The sequence below is a fragment of the Stutzerimonas stutzeri RCH2 genome (genome assembly GCF_000327065.1).
GTDB lineage: Bacteria > Pseudomonadota > Gammaproteobacteria > Pseudomonadales > Pseudomonadaceae > Stutzerimonas > Stutzerimonas stutzeri_AE.
Genome location: NC_019936.1, coordinates 2,776,030 through 2,793,477, shown reverse-complemented (window position 1 = coordinate 2,793,477; position 17,448 = coordinate 2,776,030). Strand labels below are relative to the sequence as shown.

Annotated in this window: 14 protein-coding genes and 2 tRNA genes; 2 read left to right on the top strand and 14 right to left on the bottom strand. The window is 61.1% G+C overall.

What is annotated here, in order from left to right; translation table 11 throughout:
* Positions 1-16 precede the first annotated feature (16 nt).
* The 13 genes from PSEST_RS12730 to PSEST_RS12670 all read right to left on the bottom strand — a co-directional run bounded on the left by PSEST_RS12730 (position 17) and on the right by PSEST_RS12670 (position 14,503).
* A complete protein-coding gene (locus PSEST_RS12730; protein WP_015277381.1) occupies positions 17-1,120 on the bottom strand; it encodes a glycosyltransferase family 4 protein in 1,104 nt (367 codons plus the stop codon).
* Positions 1,121-1,298: 178 nt separating this feature from the next.
* The gene (locus PSEST_RS12725; protein WP_015277380.1) at positions 1,299-2,612 is read right to left on the bottom strand and encodes a hypothetical protein; all 1,314 of its coding nucleotides are present in this window, start codon (positions 2,610-2,612) and stop codon (positions 1,299-1,301) included.
* A 28-nt stretch (positions 2,613-2,640) separates the two neighbouring features.
* Positions 2,641-3,939, bottom strand: a complete 1,299-nt coding sequence (locus tag PSEST_RS12720; protein WP_015277379.1) for a hypothetical protein — start codon at positions 3,937-3,939, stop codon at positions 2,641-2,643.
* Positions 3,833-5,143, bottom strand: coding sequence for a glycosyltransferase family 4 protein (locus PSEST_RS12715; RefSeq protein ID WP_015277378.1), 1,311 nt, complete (start codon positions 5,141-5,143; stop codon positions 3,833-3,835). Before PSEST_RS12715 ends, PSEST_RS12720 begins: the two co-directional genes overlap by 107 nt.
* 62 nt (positions 5,144-5,205) lie before the next feature.
* Complete coding sequence (rfaH, locus tag PSEST_RS12710) at positions 5,206-5,715, bottom strand: transcription/translation regulatory transformer protein RfaH (protein ID WP_015277377.1); 510 nt, start codon at positions 5,713-5,715, stop codon at positions 5,206-5,208.
* Between the two features lie 57 nt (positions 5,716-5,772).
* Complete coding sequence (locus PSEST_RS12705) at positions 5,773-6,516, bottom strand: WbqC family protein (RefSeq protein ID WP_015277376.1); 744 nt, start codon at positions 6,514-6,516, stop codon at positions 5,773-5,775.
* A gap of 25 nt (positions 6,517-6,541) precedes the next feature.
* Entirely contained in the window at positions 6,542-8,755 is a 2,214-nt protein-coding gene (locus PSEST_RS12700; RefSeq protein ID WP_015277375.1) for a polysaccharide biosynthesis tyrosine autokinase, read from the bottom strand.
* A 51-nt stretch (positions 8,756-8,806) separates the two neighbouring features.
* Positions 8,807-9,739, bottom strand: a complete 933-nt coding sequence (locus PSEST_RS12695) for a glycosyltransferase family 2 protein (RefSeq protein ID WP_015277374.1) — start codon at positions 9,737-9,739, stop codon at positions 8,807-8,809.
* Complete coding sequence (locus tag PSEST_RS12690; protein ID WP_015277373.1) at positions 9,708-11,270, bottom strand: lipopolysaccharide biosynthesis protein; 1,563 nt, start codon at positions 11,268-11,270, stop codon at positions 9,708-9,710. Before PSEST_RS12690 ends, PSEST_RS12695 begins: the two co-directional genes overlap by 32 nt.
* 27 nt (positions 11,271-11,297) lie before the next feature.
* The gene (locus PSEST_RS12685) at positions 11,298-12,476 is read right to left on the bottom strand and encodes a DegT/DnrJ/EryC1/StrS family aminotransferase (RefSeq protein WP_015277372.1); all 1,179 of its coding nucleotides are present in this window, start codon (positions 12,474-12,476) and stop codon (positions 11,298-11,300) included.
* Positions 12,477-12,549: 73 nt separating this feature from the next.
* Positions 12,550-13,323: a hypothetical protein gene (locus PSEST_RS12680; protein WP_015277371.1), complete on the bottom strand. Its 774-nt coding sequence runs from the start codon at positions 13,321-13,323 to the stop codon at positions 12,550-12,552.
* Between the two features lie 857 nt (positions 13,324-14,180).
* Positions 14,181-14,257: transfer RNA gene (locus PSEST_RS12675), tRNA-Met, on the bottom strand.
* 169 nt (positions 14,258-14,426) lie between these two features.
* Positions 14,427-14,503, bottom strand: a tRNA-Met gene (locus PSEST_RS12670).
* A gap of 395 nt (positions 14,504-14,898) precedes the next feature.
* Between PSEST_RS12670 and PSEST_RS12665 the strand changes: the two genes are divergently transcribed.
* Together PSEST_RS12665 and PSEST_RS12660 are read left to right on the top strand one after the other, a co-directional pair.
* The gene (locus PSEST_RS12665) at positions 14,899-15,213 is read left to right on the top strand and encodes a hypothetical protein (RefSeq protein WP_041757016.1); all 315 of its coding nucleotides are present in this window, start codon (positions 14,899-14,901) and stop codon (positions 15,211-15,213) included.
* A gap of 417 nt (positions 15,214-15,630) precedes the next feature.
* Positions 15,631-16,602, top strand: a complete 972-nt coding sequence (locus PSEST_RS12660) for a tRNA dihydrouridine synthase (protein ID WP_015277369.1) — start codon at positions 15,631-15,633, stop codon at positions 16,600-16,602.
* Between the two features lie 5 nt (positions 16,603-16,607).
* Here the strand turns inward: PSEST_RS12660 and PSEST_RS12655 are convergent, their stop codons facing one another.
* A complete protein-coding gene (locus PSEST_RS12655) occupies positions 16,608-17,354 on the bottom strand; it encodes an SDR family oxidoreductase (protein ID WP_015277368.1) in 747 nt (248 codons plus the stop codon).
* Positions 17,355-17,448: the final 94 nt, after the last annotated feature.

Below are 17,448 nucleotides of genomic sequence, written 5' to 3'. Positions count from 1 at the left end.
CAGCTTTCGGATCGGCTCAGTGTCGGCCGGATGACCAGGCAAAGTTTGGCGGGCTGGGCTTGCCCATCAGGGCTTGGTCGATCAGCTGCGAGACGGTCTGCGCCGAGCGTTTCCAGGAGTAGCGCTCGACATTCGCCAGGCCGAGGGTGCGCAGGTCGTCACGCAGCCCCGCGTCCTGCAGTACGTGGCGCATACAGCGGGCGATGTCCTCGATGTTCATTGGCTCGAAATACAGCACGCTTTCGCCGAGCACTTCGGGGATCGATGCAGCGCGGGCGGCGATCACCGGGCAGCCGCATGCCTGCGCTTCCAGTGGCGGAATGCCGAAGCCTTCATAGAGCGAAGGAAATACGAATGCCGTCGCGCCCTGGTACTGCCGTACCAGCTGCTCATCATCGAGCCGACCGAGCATACGCACGCGCGTATTGCCCGCAACGCTGTAATCGGTGCCGGAAAACACCGAATGCGAGTCGCCGACGATATGCAGCTCCACATCGTCGAACCCCTCGAGACTGAGGAAGGCCGCCACCATTCGGGCGAAGTTCTTGTGCGCATTCGGTGACGATACCGCCAGTAGATACGGCCGGCTGGCGTCGCGGCTTTGCCCATCGGCAGGCGGGCGAAATTTTGCGGCTACGGCGTTCGGCACCACGCAGATCTTTTCGCTCGGGTAGCCGTAGTAGCGGGCGATTTCCTTGCGCGAAAAGTCGCTGACCGTGATCAGCGCCTTGATGCGCTTGAGCAGCAGCGGCGTGAGCCCCTTGTAGAGACTGCGAAAAGCGCGCGAGTAGCTCTCCGGATGGCGAACGTAGGTGATGTCGTGATGGGTGGCGATCTGGTTGCGATAGATCAGCGGCGCGGTGTTGCACAGCGACACCAACGGCGGATGCCCATGTTTGGCCAGCCACAGAGGCAGATCGATCTGCTCCCATAGATGCCCGCGGTTACGGCCGACGCGGCGTACCTGCAGGCGCTCGGCACTGGTGTGCATGCGAATGTCCTGAGGCGCGAGGAACGTCAGATCCTTGCGCATGGCGCCAAGCTCCAGGCAGACCTGCTCGGCAAAACGTTGCACGCCGCGGGTTTCCTGAGTGAGGAAACGAGCGTTGATGGCAATCATGAGTGGCTCTCCTTGGGAAACTGCGTTTATTTCGGCAAAAGCGTGAGCGGCCGTCAGAGACGGCGACGAGCAAGCGGCTGACTCCTCGGTGATGCAGAGAGTGGTTCGCTTTAAGCAGTCGCCGCGAACGGGTGATGGCGCGGCGGGGTATGCCGGGTCGGGCCCAGCGCAGTCGTTGTCAGTCTTCGTCGCGAACCGCTTGCATGCTGATGATCTTCGGGAAGCCATCGAGCTTTACCTCGGTGCTGCAGCCGCTGCCCTGGGCTGTACACGTCCATTCGCTGGTGGTGGTTACCCGACCGTGCTGCGGCTGGGCGGTGTCGATCATGGCGACGCGGCCGGCGTTGCCTTCTGCACTTCGCAGCTCCACCGAGCGTGGCTTGCCGGCGCTCCAGGCGACCATCAGCTCTTCCTTGTCGCGGGCGAAGCGCAGCATCACCACGTCACCCTTGGCACTCTCGTCGCGGCCGACAAAGCTGTACTCCCGGACGATCTCGCTGATCGCCGCCAGCACCGGGTAGGCCGGCTTGATGCTGAAATCCTGGCGAACCAGGCCGAAGTTGTGCTCGCGCTCGGTCTTGTCGGTGCCGTCATTGCGGAAGTCGTACCACCACATGCCCTTGATGCTGGGCAGCGTCTTGGCGAGAAAGTAGGCGCGTGCCAGATAGGCCGCCTGCAGGTTCTCGTCGATGCCGCAGGCGCCCTGATGCGAAGGCCAGGACATTTCGGTCAGATAGAGCGGGACCGGGCGTCCGGCGGCGCGGGTCAGCTGTTTGTCGACCTCGGTCATCCAGTCGATCCAGGCCTCGGGCGTGTTGCGCCGCCAGCCCCGGCAGTGCACGTAGGGATGCAGCGACAGGCCATCGACCGATTGCATCAGACCGTTTTCCAGCAGGCGCAGCGCGAAGCCGGATTCGATGCCCTGTGTGGTCACGGCACCCGCGAGCACCTTCGCATTGGGCGCACGCTGGCGGATGATGCCCGAGGCATCGGCGATGAGCCGTGCATAGTCCTGGGTGAATTTCGGGTCGCGCGGGTCTTCGACGTCCCACTCGTTCCAGATCTCGTAGTACGCCACCTGGCCTTTCAGTTCCTCGGTTATGAATTCGACATAGCGGTTGAACGCGGCTCTGACCGGCTCGCTGCGAGGCTTTTCGCCGCCACCATAGTGGGAGTTGCCGTAGCCGAGAATGAACTGGGTGTTCAGGCCGTGGCGGGCGGTTTCCTTCAGGTAGCGACGCCAGGAAGGCTCGATCTTCAGCTGGCCCGGCTGGCGCTCGACGTAGGCCCAGTGGGCATCGGTACGCACGGAGGTGATGCCGGCATCCCGCATCATCGCGTAGGCGCGGCCACTGGGGTCGCCCTTGTGCAGTTCATGGGCACAGACACCGACCACGAAAGGCTCTTCAGTGGTCTGGGCCGGCGCAAACGGAGCAAGGCCAAGCAAGCCGCCCAGCAGCAGGGCGTTGAGCGGGGTAGAGCGCTTCGTCATGTAAATCGTCCATGAAAGTGATTGATGCTCAGGTCAGGTGTTGCAGTTCAGGCAGCCGTTGCCCCGTCAGACTGCTGATCGGGCGGCGAGCCGGCGTCAGCACGTGGGAGATGGCCAGACCGAGGAACAGCGTGGCGATCGACACCTCCAGCACATCTGTGGCCCACGCGACCAGGCAGATGCAGAACACGATCGGCAGCAACGCGCTGCGCAGCCGCGGCCCGCGTTCGTGCAGACGCAGCATGAGCGGGAAGGTCAACAGGTAGAGCAGTACACCGAACACACCGAGCATTCCCCACAGATACAGGGCGGTGTTGTCGGCGATGCTCAGCAGTTCCAGCCCGGGCATCGGATAGACCTGACCGGCGCTGCCCACCGCACCGAAGCCGGCGCCCCACCAGCCCCAGCCCTCGCGGGTGATCACGCCGATAAAGTTCGGCCAGCTGTTGATCAGCCGATCGGCGAACGACGCCAGCAGCGTGCCGTTATTGGCGGCGTTGGGGTCCAGGCTCAGTACCAGGCTGGCCATTGGCAGTGCCAGGCCGACGAGTACAGCGATAAGGAAGGCCGTTGCGCTGGCGAAGCGGTAGGCGGTGACGACCAGCATCAGCAGTGTCAGCACATACGCTGCCGCGGTGGATTTGTTGGTGGTCAGCACGATGCCGACCAGCGCCGCGGCATAGAGCATTAGTCGCAGCAGCCGAGAGCGGGTGAAGGCGGCGATGAACAGGCTGTACACCGCAATCATCACCGACAGCGCCGTGGACATGCGGGCGAAGCCGCCGATGCGGTCGATGTCGTCGAACGCCCAGGAGCGGTTGGCGCTCAGTTCCACCTCTCCGACCATGTAGCTGTAACCCTTCCACGGCACGCTGGTGAGCAGGTCGAGGGCGATGCCGACGAAGCTGGCAATCAGGCAGAAGCCGATGATCCTCCGCAGCAGGCCCAGCCGCAGTTCCAGATGCCGACCGCAGATCAAGCCGAACAGCAGCGGGATATAGATGAACAGGCTGAAACCGATATTGCCCAGTTCCGCGCCATGCAGCAGTGCCAACTGGCTGGAAGTGACCAGCCCGAGCAGTACCAGCCAGAACGCGGGCCAGCCCCGATAGCGCAGCAGTTCAAGGCTCAGGGCCAGCAGGCAGGCCACCTTCGGCAGGTACAGCAGCCAGGAAATCCCGGCCATGTCGAAGTAGTAACGCAGGGCGCCGGAGAAGGTTTCAGTCAGCAGCAGCGAGGCGACGACCAGCGTCAACAATGTCGGCTTGTCGAATGCCAACGGATTCGAGTCGCGTTGGCGCGGGGTGATCAGCAGGCTCTGGTTCATGGTGGATTCTCGTTCCCTGAAGTGTTTCGTGCAGGATCGACTGGTACTGATCCAGCATGCGTTCCATATCCAGCAGCGGCAGCACGCTGGCTCGCGCCTGGCTGGCCAGCTTCTGCCGCAGTGCGCCGTCGATGTAGAGCCAGAGCATGGCGATGCCGAGCGAGTCCGGATCATCGGGCGAGCAGAGCAGGCCGTTACACTCGTCGCGAATGATCTCTGGCAGCCCGCCCATGTTGCTGGCGATCACCGGTAGGTGGTTGGCGCAACCCTCGACGGCGACCAGGCCGAACGGCTCGGCCCACAGCGACGGCACCACCAGCACATCGATGCTTTGCATGAACTCGTCGCTGTCGCAGTAACCGAGAAAGCTGACCTTCTTCGGATCGGCCATGGCCTTGAGCCTGGCCTCGTAATCCAGCTTGCCGCGCCCGGCGATATCCAGCCGAGCATCGATGTCCAGCCGCTGGAACTGCTCGATCAGCCAGCCGACGCCTTTGTTTTCCGACAGCGTGCCGATGTAGCCAAAGCGCAGCGGATGGCTGCTGCGCCTCTTCGGCTTGCTGCCCTGGCCGGGGTTGGCTGGCGTGCTGTTATGCACCACATGCTGGCGGGCGCGGCTGAAGTAACCTTGCGCGGTGATGCGTTCCAGCACGGAACGGCTGACGCCAATCACAGTGGCGACCTGGCTGGAGGCGCCGGCATGACCGAGGCGCAATACCGAGCACAGACCGCACTGGCGCTGGCAGCTCTTGCCGCGTTTGAACATGGTGTCCTTGGGGCAGAGCAGGTACAGGTCGTGCAGTACCTGAACGATGGGTAGGCCGGCGGCGCTGATTTCGTCCCAAGCGGAGATCGACCAGCCAGTGAGGTTGTTGCTCACCACGATGTCCGGCTGCTCGCGGTCGATAACTTCGCGTACATGGCGGCGCATCTCGCTGTTGTAGCGGTCGCGATAGTGCCAGCCGAGCCGGGCAAGACTGCTCGGGCGCTGCTGGGTGTAATGCCAGTAGCTGTTTGCCAGGCTGGCGCGATAGACCCGCACACCGTCCTGAATCTGCATATCGAGGCCGGCATCCGGGCCGGTCGCCAGAACCGCCACTTCACAACCGCGACGCTGCAACCCCTCGGCCAGATGCCGGAGGATGACTTCCGCGCCGCCGCCGATATGCGGGGCGTAGAACGCATTGAGGAATAGGATCTTCATTGGTCGGCTCGCTGATTGAACCTGTCAGGGGGCAGGGGCAGCATCCACGGCGCCCTGCCTGTTCAGCAGTGGCACTGCAGATAGCGGGTGGGCACTCGAACCTTTTGTTCACGCTGCAGCAGGTTGAGCAGGATCACCGAGCGTTCCTCGCCGTCGCTGCTGACGAAGATCGCTTCGATCTCGCTGAAGCTGCCGCCACTGACGTGCACGCGATCACCGGGGTTGAACGTCGCCGTTCGCCCGCTTTCGCTCTGCGCGAGACGCTGGCGCAGCTGCGCGATCAGCTCATCGCGAACCGGCGTCGGTTGGCCACCGAAGCTCACCACGCGACTGACGCCGCGAGTGGAGCGAATCGGATACCAGTTGTCGTGAATGCAATCCAGGCGAATGAACAGATAGCCCGGAAAGAGTGCCTCGCCGGTCCTGGCGATTGGCGATCCGCGTGAAGGGGACGACGCCTTGACCGGTCGGTAGCACTCGAAGTGCTGACGCAGCAGGTGTTCTTCGGCGCGGGCTTCCTGGCGTGGCTTGGTCTGGATCAGGTACCAGCGCGCGGTGTTGCTAGGTGTCATGAGGATGTCCTTCCCGGATGATTGGCCTGCTCGAATTCCATGGCAGGCTGAATGTCTTCAAGCCAGTGTCAGCGTTGCCCTTTTCTCGTGGCCCTCGACCACGCTGAAGCGCAGCAGCAATTCCTTGAGCGCCTCGCGGCTGTTGAACATCAGCACGTCGATGATCGACAGCGAGGGCACGAACGGATGCTTGAGCTGCGTGTAGGTAATCGCGTCCATGCGCAGGAAGCGCAGCAGCAATCCATCAGCGCGGAAGCGGGCAGGGCAGTACAGGTCCATGCCCCCGATGGGGTTCAGATACAGCTCGCCGTCCATGCGGTGGGTTAACTGGATAACCCGGTCCTGCATGTCCATCTTCGCCGGCAAGTCGAGGGTGGAGCCGCGGTAGATCGGCGTGCGAATACCCAGGTAGGCACAGAGGCAGCGCAGCGAGTTTTCGGTGAACAACGCCAGGTTGCGCTCGGGGCATTGCAGGATGCCGCGGATCAGCGGCAGCACCGCATCGCGCTGCGGTGCCTTGGCGTAACTGCGCTCGAGCGTTGTCATCAGCGCGGCGGCCTCCTTGTCGAAGTCGTCGCAGAGCCAGCGCTGGTTGATCCGCTCGGTCTGGTGGCCCTTCTTCAATGGAAAGGTGATCAGCTTGGGCTGGCCGTTGACCAGGATGCGGTTGCGGTTCATCCAGGAGCCTTTGACGTATTGCAGGTCATCGCCCAGGACGAACACATCGCTGAGCGCGATCAGTTGAAAGTAGCCCAAGTACGGAAATAGATAAGGCTGCATCATCGAGACGGTTCTGAGCACGGTGCACCTCCTCCTTGTCTGGCGTTCAGGCTTGCTGGGTGTTGTAGGTGTAGTAGCCGTAGGCTCCGCTGTCGTACGGCGAGGTGGAGGCCTTGCGCTTCACGGCATTGAGGATCACGCCCTTGAGCAGCACGCCGTTCTGTCCGAGGCGGCGTTTGGAGGCATCGATCTGTGAGCTGGTGCTGAGGCCAAAGCGGGCCACCAGCAGGTTGGTGCCGGCTTGCTGCGCGACCAGCACGGCATCGGTGACCGCCAGGACGGGTGGCGTATCGATGATGATGAAGTCGTAGAGCTTCTCCGCTTCGCGCAGCAGGCGGGAGAAGTTGTCGTGCATCAGCAGTTCGGAGGGGTTCGGCGCGGAGAACCCAGCGGAGATGAAATGCAGGTTCTTCAGTTCGGTGCGGTTGGTGATCTCAGCCAGGCTCAGGCCGCTGGCCAGGGCGTCCGACAGACCATTGCGCGGCGCCATGCCGAACAGGTTGTGCAGGTAGCCGCGGCGCATGTCGCCGTCGATCAGCAACACACGCTGTCCGGTCTGGGCGATAACGGCGGCGAGGTTGCTGGACACAAACGACTTGCCCACCGACGGTGTGGGGCTGGTGATCATCAGCACTTTGTTGCGCGCTTCGAGCATGGCGAACTTGAGGCTGGTGCGCAGGCTGCGCAGCGATTCGACAGCGAGGTCGGTCGGCTCGGTGAGGCTGAGCAGGCGGGTCTTGCCGTCACGCGCTTTGCGGCTGCGGTTCAACTGATCCTGCGAGGCGCTGTAGGGCAGCCCGGCATACACCGGCACGCCAAGCTTCTCGATCGCATCCGGGCTTTCAACGCCGCGGTAGAACGCCTGGCGCAGCAGAATCACTGCCGCCGAAGCCAGCAGGCCGACGAAGATCGCGATGGCCACGACCAGTGGTTTAACCGGCTTGGACGGCTTCTCGATCATCGAGTACGCGTTGTCGATGATGCGCACGTTGCCGATGGTGCCGGCGCGCAGGATGTCCTGCTCCTGCGCCTGGTTCATCAACAGCGTGTAGGTCTGGGTGGTGACCTCCATGTCACGCTTCAGGCGCAGCAACTCCTGCTGCGTCATGGGCAAGGCATCGACCTTCTTCAGTAGCTGGGCTTTCTGCGCCTGCAGCTCGTTCATCTGGGTCATCAGCGTGCGGTAGGTCGGATGCTCGCGGGTGTAGAGCCGGTCGTAGTCCACCCGCTTGAGCGTGAGCTCGGAGATCTGTGTCTCCAGCGCGACGATCTGGTCGAGCACGCCCTTGGTCTCGATGCTGATGTCCACGGATTTGGAACTGGTCTGATAGCTGTTCAGCGCCGCTTCGGCCTTCTCCAGCTCCTTGCGCACCTGTGGCAGTTGCGAACGCAGGAACTCCAGACGCTGCGCCGCTTCGGCCGAGCTGCGCTGGATGTTCTGGCTCACGTACAGCCGACTGATCTCGTCAAGTACGCGGCTGGCCAGCTGCGGGTCCGGATCTTCCAGGGACATGTAGATGATCCCGGAGTCCTTGCCTGCCTCGCCAACCTTCAGGCGATCCTGATACTCGAGCGCCGTGGTCTGCGGGCGATTGCGCACCAGCAGGAACTCGGTGCCTGGACGTGCCTCCAGTTCGGCGATCTGGACCTTGAAACCCTGGCTCTCCACCGCCTGGTTGACCTGGCCACGCAGAATCAGTTGCTGCTCGTCGTCGCGCAGGCTGAAGTCGCCTGCATTGCCGGCGGTCAGGGTGAGCTCCATGCCCAGATAGGCCTCGGGGACATCAAGCTGGAAAACCTCGAGCTTCTCACCGCCCCAGGCATAGCTGGTAAAGCCGAATAGCGGTGCGGCCAGCGCTCCGTCGGTTGCGGGGTCGTGCCTGCGCGCCATGAACCCGCCAATCACTGGGAATTGACGAGGCTTGGCGACGATGTAGAGCTTGAGTTCCTCGACGGCCCTGCCCAGCACGGCACGGGATTTCAGCAGGGAAATCTCGGTGACCGCCTGGGACACCGAATCGGGTCGTACCGAAATTTCCGGCACGCCGGTGATGGCGGCCTTCTTGGGTTCGATCTGGATCATCGCGGTCGCCTGATAGATCGGCGTGGCGATCAATGCATAGAACACGCCCAGGGCGGCGAACAACCCGGTGATGGCGATGATCAGCGCCTTGTGGTCGTAGGCCGTGCGCATGATTGCGGCGAGGTCGATGCGGTTGTCCGCGTCATATTCCAGCGAAGAGCGGGTCAAGGCAGTCATTGGGAATCCTTCCTCATGGTGCGTTATTGCAAAGAAGCGGGTGCGGGCTGGTCAGCTCCTGGCCAGCCGAGGGCTCAATCTGCGTAGCAGATTGAGGCTGATGTTCTGCGCGATGGTCGATAGCGCCTGGAGCTTGCTGAAGGGCGAGATCAGCGCAAGACACGCGCCGAAGACCTGGATCAGGAAATACTCGTAGAGGGCGTTATTGCCGATGCGGTTGTAGTAGCGCGCCAGGGAATAGTGGGCGTGCATCGCCATCTGGATGCGTTGCCTGCTGGGTCGCATGGAAAAGATGCCGCCCTCGTGCACGCGGTAGGCGGCGGGGCTGATCCCTTCCATGAACTTGCCTTTGCCGTAGGCGCCGAGCAGTGACCACCAGCAGATATCCAGCACTTCCACACCGAGCAGCTCCGGCGGTAATTCCTGGATCAGGTTGCGAAAGCAGACGGTGAGTGTCGACAGCGGGCGACCCTGCATCAGCTCCTGTGCGGTGGCGTCCTTGCGCAGTTTTCCGGTCAGTTGCGGGCTCTGGATGATGCCCTGGCTGTTGAACATGAAGGCGTCGTGGTAGGTGATCACGTAGTCGCGGTGCTGCTCGAGAAAGTCCACCTGCTGTTGCAGCTTGCTGGGGTCGGTCCAGTAGTCGTCGCCTTCGCAATAGGCGATGTATTTACCGGCTGCACGGGCGAACAGCCGCGTGCTGAACGGCACGCCGAGACTGAACTGGTTCTGCGTCTGGTAGATCGGCTTGATGATGCTCGGATAGCGCGCCGCGTAGTCAGCGATGATCGCAGCGGTGGTATCGGTCGAGGCGTCGTCGTGAACGATCACCTCGAAGGGGAAATCCGTTTCCTGCTGGAGAAAGCTCTCCAGCGTCTTCCTGATGAAAGAGGCATGGTTGTATGCCAGGCAGACGACGCTCAGCAGCGGTTCAGTCTTGCCGCCCCAGCGTTCAATCAAGGCTTGCTCGCTCTTCAATTCCATTTTTTGATGCTCGCTTGTTGATTAGGAAATAAAGCTTGAGTACCAGTGGCTTCGAACTGGCGGCGACGGGCAGCAGGCAGATCGCTCCGCTTACCGCCAGCGCCAGCAGAATGTCGAAACGGTTGTCGCTGGCGATCAGCCTGAACAACGGCTCGCCCAGTGCAATGCCAAGTGCCGTCATAGCGGTTATCCGCAGCATGTCCCGCGCCCAGATGCCCTGCATGCCTGGGGCGAAGCGCCGGTGCACCACCGGAGGCCAGATTATGAAAGTCGCCAGGCGCAGAAAGAACCAGGCCAACGCGGCTCCATGGGCGCCGTGCACAAGCGCGGCGTAGATCACGATCGGCACGCTGACGGCCGTGGAAATCACGCTGTACCAGATATGCAGACGCAACTGCCCGTAGGCGTACTGCAGGTAGAACTGGAACGCGCTGACGGCCATCAGTGCGCTGCCTGGCACGTACCAGAACAGCATGCGCTCGCTCCATTCGGCGGCAGCCGAGTCGCCGGTCCAGGCGTAGATCAGTGCCTGTCCGTGCCAGGCGATCACTGCAGCCATGGGAAACAGCACGCTGCAGACGAAGCGGCTGGCGTTGAGGTACAGCCGCTCCATGTCGGCGATTCGCTGCTCGGCCACAAGCATGGTCATGCGTGGCAGCAAGGTCTGAACCAGCGGGTTGGTCAGCGTCATGATCCCCGTGGTAACCAGTGCCACCAGCGAGAAGTAGCCGTACTCCTTGAGCAGCAGCACCTTGGACAGCAGCACCTTGTCCAGCTGGGTCAGCACTATCCATAGCAGCGAGGTGAAACACATGCCGCCGGCAAAAGGCAGCACAGGCCGGACCACCCGCCAATCGATGCCAGTGAACAGCCGTGGACTCGACAGCTGGACGTACGCCTTGCTGGCAAATGCCAGCGTTTCCACCAGGGCGACGGCTGCCTGAAACAGGAAGAAATCCAGCGGGTTCTGGGATATGTAAGCGACGAGGAATAACCCGCCGAAATAGCGCAGAGTGGCGATCAGCATGTTCGCCGCGTTCAGCCAACCGTGCAGCTCAACCCCCTGCAGCCCGCTCTTGTACAGCGTTGCGTAGAGCCGCAAGCCCACCATCAGCCCCATCAGACTGATGCACTGCATGATGGTGCCGGTGCTCAGCTCGCGCGCCTGCAGCCAGGTCTGAGCGATCCAGCCGCTTCCAAGGTAGATGGTGACGCAGGTGACCAGGGCGATCGGCAGCAGGAGCAGTTCGAACGAGCGCAGCAAGCGTCCGGCCGGTCCGCGACCCGCGGCCAGGTCGCCCTGGCCGCGATAGTGCGCCACCTGTCGCACCAGTGCCGGTGACATTCCAGCATCGAGCAGTTGCAACCACGCCTGAAGCACGGCGAAGAAACCGATCAAGCCGTAGGCCTCAGCCCCAAGGTGCCCCAGGTAGAACGGCAAGATCAGAATGCCGACCAGCAGGGCATAGGCCTGGCCGAGGTAGTTGAGGCTGGTGTTGCGGATCACCGAAAACCGCTTGGGATCTGACATGAGCTGTAGCTGCCCCCCCTCGATGAGTCAGGAAATGCGCTTGCACTCCGCAGCGGGCAGTTGCTCCCCGCTGAGCAGCCCGAAGGCTTCGACGAAGGGCCGGAACAGAATCCGGTCTGATTGCGTGCTGTGGATCGATTCCTGGATAAGCGTCTGCATGACCTTCTCCTGGACCTTGCGCGGCAGGCCGGGGTAGATCGGCAGGCATAGCACCTTGCGACTCAGCGCCCGTGAGTGCGGTTGCGGCACCTGCGGCTGGAGGTGTTCCAGGGTGTCCAGCGAAGGATAGAAATAGCGACGCGGATTGATGCCGCTCTCGTTGAGTTGCGTTCGGCAGCGCAACAACTGCTGTTCATCGGCAAGTGCGACAGGGAAGTAGCTGAAGTTGCCTTGCGATTCGGGCTGTGGTTTCTGCAGCTCGAAATGGTCGCCGAGCCGGCGTGCGTACCGCTGACCGATCTCCGCACGGCACTCGAGGATAAGTTCGATATCGTCAAGTACGCACATGCCCATGGCTGCAGAGAACTCGTTGAGCTTGGCGTTGATACCGATTCCTTCGATCTGGTCGGTATCCACGATGCCGAAGTTGCAGAGCAGACGAATCCGCTCGGCCAGGTCGTCATCATCGGTGACGATGGCGCCGCCCTCGATGGTGTGAAACAGCTTGGTCGCGTGAAAGCTCAGCGTGCTGATATCGCCCCAGCTGTAGACCGAGCGCGCCTTGTAACGAGTACCAAAGGCATGGGCGCCGTCGTAGATGACCTTCAGGTTGTGCCTGCGCGCAACCTGTTCAATGCGTTCGACATCACAGGGGTTGCCGAACACATGGGTGGCCACGATGGCCGTTGTGTCAGGTTCGATATGCCGCGCGATCTGGTTCGGATCGAGGTTCCAAGTCGCCGGGTCGATGTCGGCGAAGATTGGCTTGATCCCTTCCCACTGCAGCGAACTGGTCGTCGCGACGAAGCTGAACGGCGTGGTTATTGCGCTGCCGGTAACTCCCAGCGCTCGATAGGCAATCTGCAGTGCAATGGTGCCGTTGTTGGTGAGAATGATGTTGCGCACCCCGAGGTAGTCCTTGAGACGCTGCTCGAGGGCAGTCACCAGTGGCCCATGGTTGGTAAGCCAGCCGGTGTTGTAGATCCGGTCCACATACGCCTTGAACTTGTTCTTGTTGCCCAGGTACGACTTGGTCACGTTGATCATGGTGATTTCCTTATCGAAGCTCAGCCACCCCGGATGGCATCCGGGGGTTACGCTGGGTGCCACAGCTGGGCGCTCAGACCGGTTGCTGCGTACCGATTGCACTTGCCCGCCGTGCTCTGCGTTGGTTGTGCCTGAGGATCATTCGGGTCATCAGACTGCCGGCGTGGGGATCGCCGTAATGGAAGATGGCGGTAGCGCGCATCTGCGCCGGATCACAAGGTTCGTTGGCATGCAGGGATCGATAACCCCAGAACAGGTAGAGATTGCCTGGTACCAGTTGCAGGCGCTGTGGCCGGAGCAGCCCGATGCCTATCGCGCGGGTAATCAGTCTGCGGCTCAGCTTGTTCTGCAGCAGTGCCTTCTCCAGCACGTTGACCAGCACATACTTGCGAAGCTTGCGCAGGTTGGGAAACAGCAGCAGATCCCCGCGCTGGTCGCCATCCTGCGGAATTTCCACCGGTAGCAGCGCCGTTACCAGGGAAGCGTCGTAGTGAAAGCAGTTCGACTCCTTGCGACCTGTCTGACCCTGCACGCATCGCAATACCAGATAGATGCGCTTGCTCGGCGCCGCCTTGCCGGCGCCGAGCTGGTACACGTCGTCCAGAAGCGACTGGAACTCCGGTGCGCTGCTCAATGTGGCAAGCAGCGAGCCCGCTACCTGTTCACCGTCGTGATGAGCGAAGTATTCCCCATGATGCTGTCGAGCCTGCTCGTAAACTTGTTCGCGCAGTTGGGTTAGTTGCAGGTTTTTTAAATAGTCGGGTATGCAGGCATAGCCATTCTGATACATGTCTCGCGCAATCAATGCCTTGTCCTGATCTTCTGTTCCAAAAAAGATTGTTGACACGATAGTTCTCCCTGCACAAAGGCCAGGCGAAACGGTTTGGTCGAGTGGCAGCTACTGCAGCGCCGCTGCTGATCGGCATTCTGAGTGGAAATTAAGTGATTACGACGTGATGCTGGGCAGTAGGTTGTAGCCAGCTGGCATAGTTAATAATTGTCTAAACGACTTTTCGTTTAGACAAAGCTACCGCCATCGACTTATTTGTTTGTCGATTCGAATGGCTTGTACATTATTCCCCGTCAGCTACGATCGGCTGACGCTCGCGCCAGAGTTTGAGAGATTCCGGCATGGCTACCGCACTCCGGAAACTCTACAGAGCCCGACTCTTCAATGCTTATGGCGAACGCGCCTGCATCGCTTCTTTAAAAAGCGAGACTAATCAGGCAGGGGGATTTAACTCTCGCGTTGCAAAACTTGACCTGTCCAGTTGGTCTTAAACTGCTCTGCAACGTATTGCTCCCTGTTGCGAATAGATATCCGTCATAACGTGAACCAAGTCAAGCTGGAGAGCCAAAAAAATGTTGGGGTTGGCGGCTGGGGAGTGATCAGGCTAACTAATCTATTGAAGTTAAAAGAATTTTGCTTTTTGTGTGGGCTGGCCTAGGGCTATCATGAAGTGGTTGTATCTGCCGCAGTAATTAGCTCTAAGCTGGATAAACCCGCTATTCCTTTGTTGGCCATAGGTGCCATATGAATAAACGAAGGGAGTATTATTCCGCATAGGCTGAGCAATACTCTCTAAGGAGTTAATTCTTCGGGACTTCCATTCCTAAAGTGCGGCTTAATAGCTGAAGGTCTGTCCGGTGAAAGAGACACGCAAACGAAAAAGGCCACTCGTCTGAGTGGCCTTTTTCGTGATTTGGTTGCGGGAGCCGGATTTGAACCGACGACCTTCGGGTTATGAGCCCGACGAGCTACCAGACTGCTCCATCCCGCGTCTGTGGGGCGCATTCTACAGAGTGGAGGCCCGTTGTCAATTGGAAGGGCGAAAAAAGGGTAATTTATTCAAATGCTTAGCTTCGCGCCTGCGATCAGCGTAGGTGTTGCTGAGCCCAGAGAATCGCAGTGCGAAAAAAAAGGCCACTCATTGAGTGGCCTTTGAAATTTGGTTGCGGGAGCCGGATTTGAACCGACGACCTTCGGGTTATGAGCCCGACGAGCTACCAGACTGCTCCATCCCGCGATGCGCATTCTACAGCTTCAAATGCTGCTGTCACGGATTTATTTCAAAAAAGATGGAAATAGCCGTCAGGCATGCCAAGAGGCTAGGGCGGTTGGGTCGACTGACGTCGGCGATGGGCATGGCTGCTTCGACAGTCGTGCCTGCGGATGATGGCGCCGCGCGATCCTCATCATTCCCCAAAGCATGGCGAGCGCGACTGACAGCCAGCCTAGAAAGATCATTGCCAGTATCAGCGCAGGTTCCATCCGGTGCTTCCCTCTGTGATCCATATTCGTCCTTGTGGATGTGACCCCTGCGGCGGAAGGCGGTTCCGGCATGCCATCGGTCGCTAGCCAACGCACTCCGGAACGCGAGTGCTGCCTAACTATCAGGTGAACGATGCGGAGGTGTCCGACATGCGTATTCAGCTCGGTTTAGTCATCGCAGTACTTGCTTCAACGGCAGGCGCACAGAGTCTGGAATTGCCCTTTGCGGGAGTTCCGCTTGCTCAGAACACGGGCGCGGCAGATCGCGGTGCCGCCGGCAACGGGTCGATGGGCATCGGCGGCGGGGTCGACTACCTGGATGAGAAGCAGCGCGCCACATCGGTGGATTCGTCATCCGAAAAAACTTCGTCGAAGCAGAACAGTTCCACGGAGCCTGGTCATGGTGGTAACGAGACCGACATGGAGCACCGGCGCCGCCCGAAGCTGGAAAAGCGCAGCGACTAGCGCTGCCCTTGATTACCGAGGAGGTAGTTGTGAAACGAGTACTTACATCTGTTGCGGTACTGCTTCTGGCTTGCTCGGGCGGAGCCTGGGCTGGCTCATCGGAGCAGGCGCGTGAAAACAACCACTCCAGTGGTTCCTTGAGTGGATCGACGCTCGAATCTAATGCGCCGAGTTCAAGTGATGCTGATAAGGAGTCGGCAGAGCGCCAGCAGCGATCTGCCGACGAGCACCAGAACAGCGACTTGGGCACGATGGGCACCGGTAACACGGGGACCACTGGAGGAATGGGCGCTACCACGGGTACCGATACGATAGGCGGCACGATTGAGGAATAGCCGACGACGGATGTCAGGCCAGGCGTGATTCAGAGATCGGGCATCCGTACAATGCCCGCCTTTCATCATCTAGTGGCGTGATATGCAGATTGCCTTGGCACCCATGGAAGGGTTGGTCGACGAAATTCTTCGCGACGTACTTACCCGCATGGGCGGCGTGGACTGGTGCGTGACCGAGTTCATTCGCGTTTCCGACCGTCTGTTGCCGAAGAGCAGCTTTCGCAAGCTTGCACCCGAGCTAACGTCCGGCGCTGTGACCCGTGCCGGCACACCGGTGCGCGTCCAGTTGCTTGGTTCTGATCCGGTTTGTCTTGCGGATAACGCCGCATTTGCCTGCGCATTGGGCGCGCCGGCTATTGACCTCAATTTCGGCTGCCCAGCCAAGACGGTGAACAAGTCGCGCGGCGGCGCCGTGCTGTTGAAAGAGCCGGAGTTGCTGCACGCCATCCTCTGCGAAGTGCGGCGAGCCGTGCCGGCGCATGTCCCGGTTACCGCCAAGATGCGCCTTGGGTTCGACAGCCCCGATAGTGCCATCGACTGCGCTCGGGCGCTGGTCGACGGCGGGGCAGGGCAGCTGGTAGTGCATGCGCGGACCAAGGTCGAAGGCTACAAGCCACCGGCGCACTGGGAGTGGATTGCGCGGGTGCAGGAAGCGGTATCGGTACCCGTCTACGCCAATGGCGATATCTGGTCGCTGGCCGACTGGCAGCGCTGCCGTGAAGTCAGCGGCGCGGAGAACATCATGCTGGGTCGCGGCCTGGTTTCCCGGCCGGATCTGGCGCGACAGATCGCTGCGGCGAAACAGGGCCTGAGTCTCCCGGAGATGAGCTGGGCAGAGTTCCAGCCGACACTGGTGGACTTCTGGCAGCAGGCCCGAGGCAAGATTGCGCCACGCTACGCGCCCGGCAGACTCAAACAGTGGCTGGCCTTGCTGACGCGCAACTACCCCGAAGCCGTGGCGCTGTTTGCGGCCATGCGGCGGGAAAACGATTGCGCACGCATCGATGCGATGCTTGGCGTCGATACCGGCATTCAGGTCGCGGCGCTGGGTTAGTCCGGTCAGCGCCCGCCACTGACATCCAGCAACGCGCCGGTGGTATAGCTGGCCTGCTCGCTGGCCAGCCAGAGGATGGCCTCGGCGATTTCCTCGGCCTGACCGCCGCGTCCCATGGGCACGCTTGCCTTGACCCGCTCGATGCGATCCGGCTCGCCACCGCTGGCGTGAATCTCGGTATGGATGACACCGGGTCGTACCGCATTCACCCGAATGCCTTCGCCGGCCACTTCCCTGGCCAGCCCGACAGTCATGCTGTCGATGGCGCCCTTGGCCGCCGCGTAGTCGATGTACTCGCCGGGCGCACCCAACCGAGCGGCGATGGAAGACAGGTTGATGATCGACCCGCCCTGGCCGCCGTGCTTCGTGGACATTCGTTTGATCGCCTCGCGGGCGCATAGAAAGCTGCCGATGACGTTGGCGCCGAGCACGCGCATCCAGCGAGCGGCATCCATCTGCTCCAGACGCATCTGTTGTTCGAGCATGCCTGCGTTATTGACCAGCACATCGAGGCGGCCGAACTCGCGATCAATCACCTCGAACATCTGCAGCACCTGGCTCTCGTCGGCGACATCGGCCTTGACCGTGATTGCCGGCACGCCCGCAGCGCGGACCTGCTCAAGCACCTGATTTGCTGCGTCTTCGCGCTGGTGGAAATTGAGGCAGAGCGCGTAGCCCTGGCGAGCTGCAAGCCGCGCAGTGGCGGCGCCGATACCACGGCTGGCACCTGTGATCAGCATGACTCTGGACATGGTGTTACCTCTTGTCGGCAGGCTTGTTTCATGCGCCTTGAAATCTGCAGAACGGTTCCTATCTAAGGCTCAGCGGGATGCCGAAGCCGGGTCC

What these genes read in the sequence shown, in the direction of transcription:
- PSEST_RS12730 (WP_015277381.1), bottom strand. Translation starts at nt 1,120, where the DNA reads ATGATTGCCATCAACGCTCGTTTCCTCACTCAGGAAACCCGCGGCGTG.
- PSEST_RS12725 (WP_015277380.1), bottom strand. Translation starts at nt 2,612, where the DNA reads ATGACGAAGCGCTCTACCCCGCTCAACGCCCTGCTGCTGGGCGGCTTG.
- PSEST_RS12720 (WP_015277379.1), bottom strand. Translation starts at nt 3,939, where the DNA reads ATGAACCAGAGCCTGCTGATCACCCCGCGCCAACGCGACTCGAATCCG.
- PSEST_RS12715 (WP_015277378.1), bottom strand. Translation starts at nt 5,143, where the DNA reads ATGAAGATCCTATTCCTCAATGCGTTCTACGCCCCGCATATCGGCGGC.
- rfaH (WP_015277377.1), bottom strand. Translation starts at nt 5,715, where the DNA reads ATGACACCTAGCAACACCGCGCGCTGGTACCTGATCCAGACCAAGCCA.
- PSEST_RS12700 (WP_015277375.1), bottom strand. Translation starts at nt 8,755, where the DNA reads ATGACTGCCTTGACCCGCTCTTCGCTGGAATATGACGCGGACAACCGC.
- PSEST_RS12695 (WP_015277374.1), bottom strand. Translation starts at nt 9,739, where the DNA reads ATGGAATTGAAGAGCGAGCAAGCCTTGATTGAACGCTGGGGCGGCAAG.
- PSEST_RS12690 (WP_015277373.1), bottom strand. Translation starts at nt 11,270, where the DNA reads ATGTCAGATCCCAAGCGGTTTTCGGTGATCCGCAACACCAGCCTCAAC.
- PSEST_RS12685 (WP_015277372.1), bottom strand. Translation starts at nt 12,476, where the DNA reads ATGATCAACGTGACCAAGTCGTACCTGGGCAACAAGAACAAGTTCAAG.
- PSEST_RS12665 (WP_041757016.1), top strand. Translation starts at nt 14,899, where the DNA reads ATGCGTATTCAGCTCGGTTTAGTCATCGCAGTACTTGCTTCAACGGCA.
- PSEST_RS12660 (WP_015277369.1), top strand. Translation starts at nt 15,631, where the DNA reads ATGCAGATTGCCTTGGCACCCATGGAAGGGTTGGTCGACGAAATTCTT.
- PSEST_RS12655 (WP_015277368.1), bottom strand. Translation starts at nt 17,354, where the DNA reads ATGTCCAGAGTCATGCTGATCACAGGTGCCAGCCGTGGTATCGGCGCC.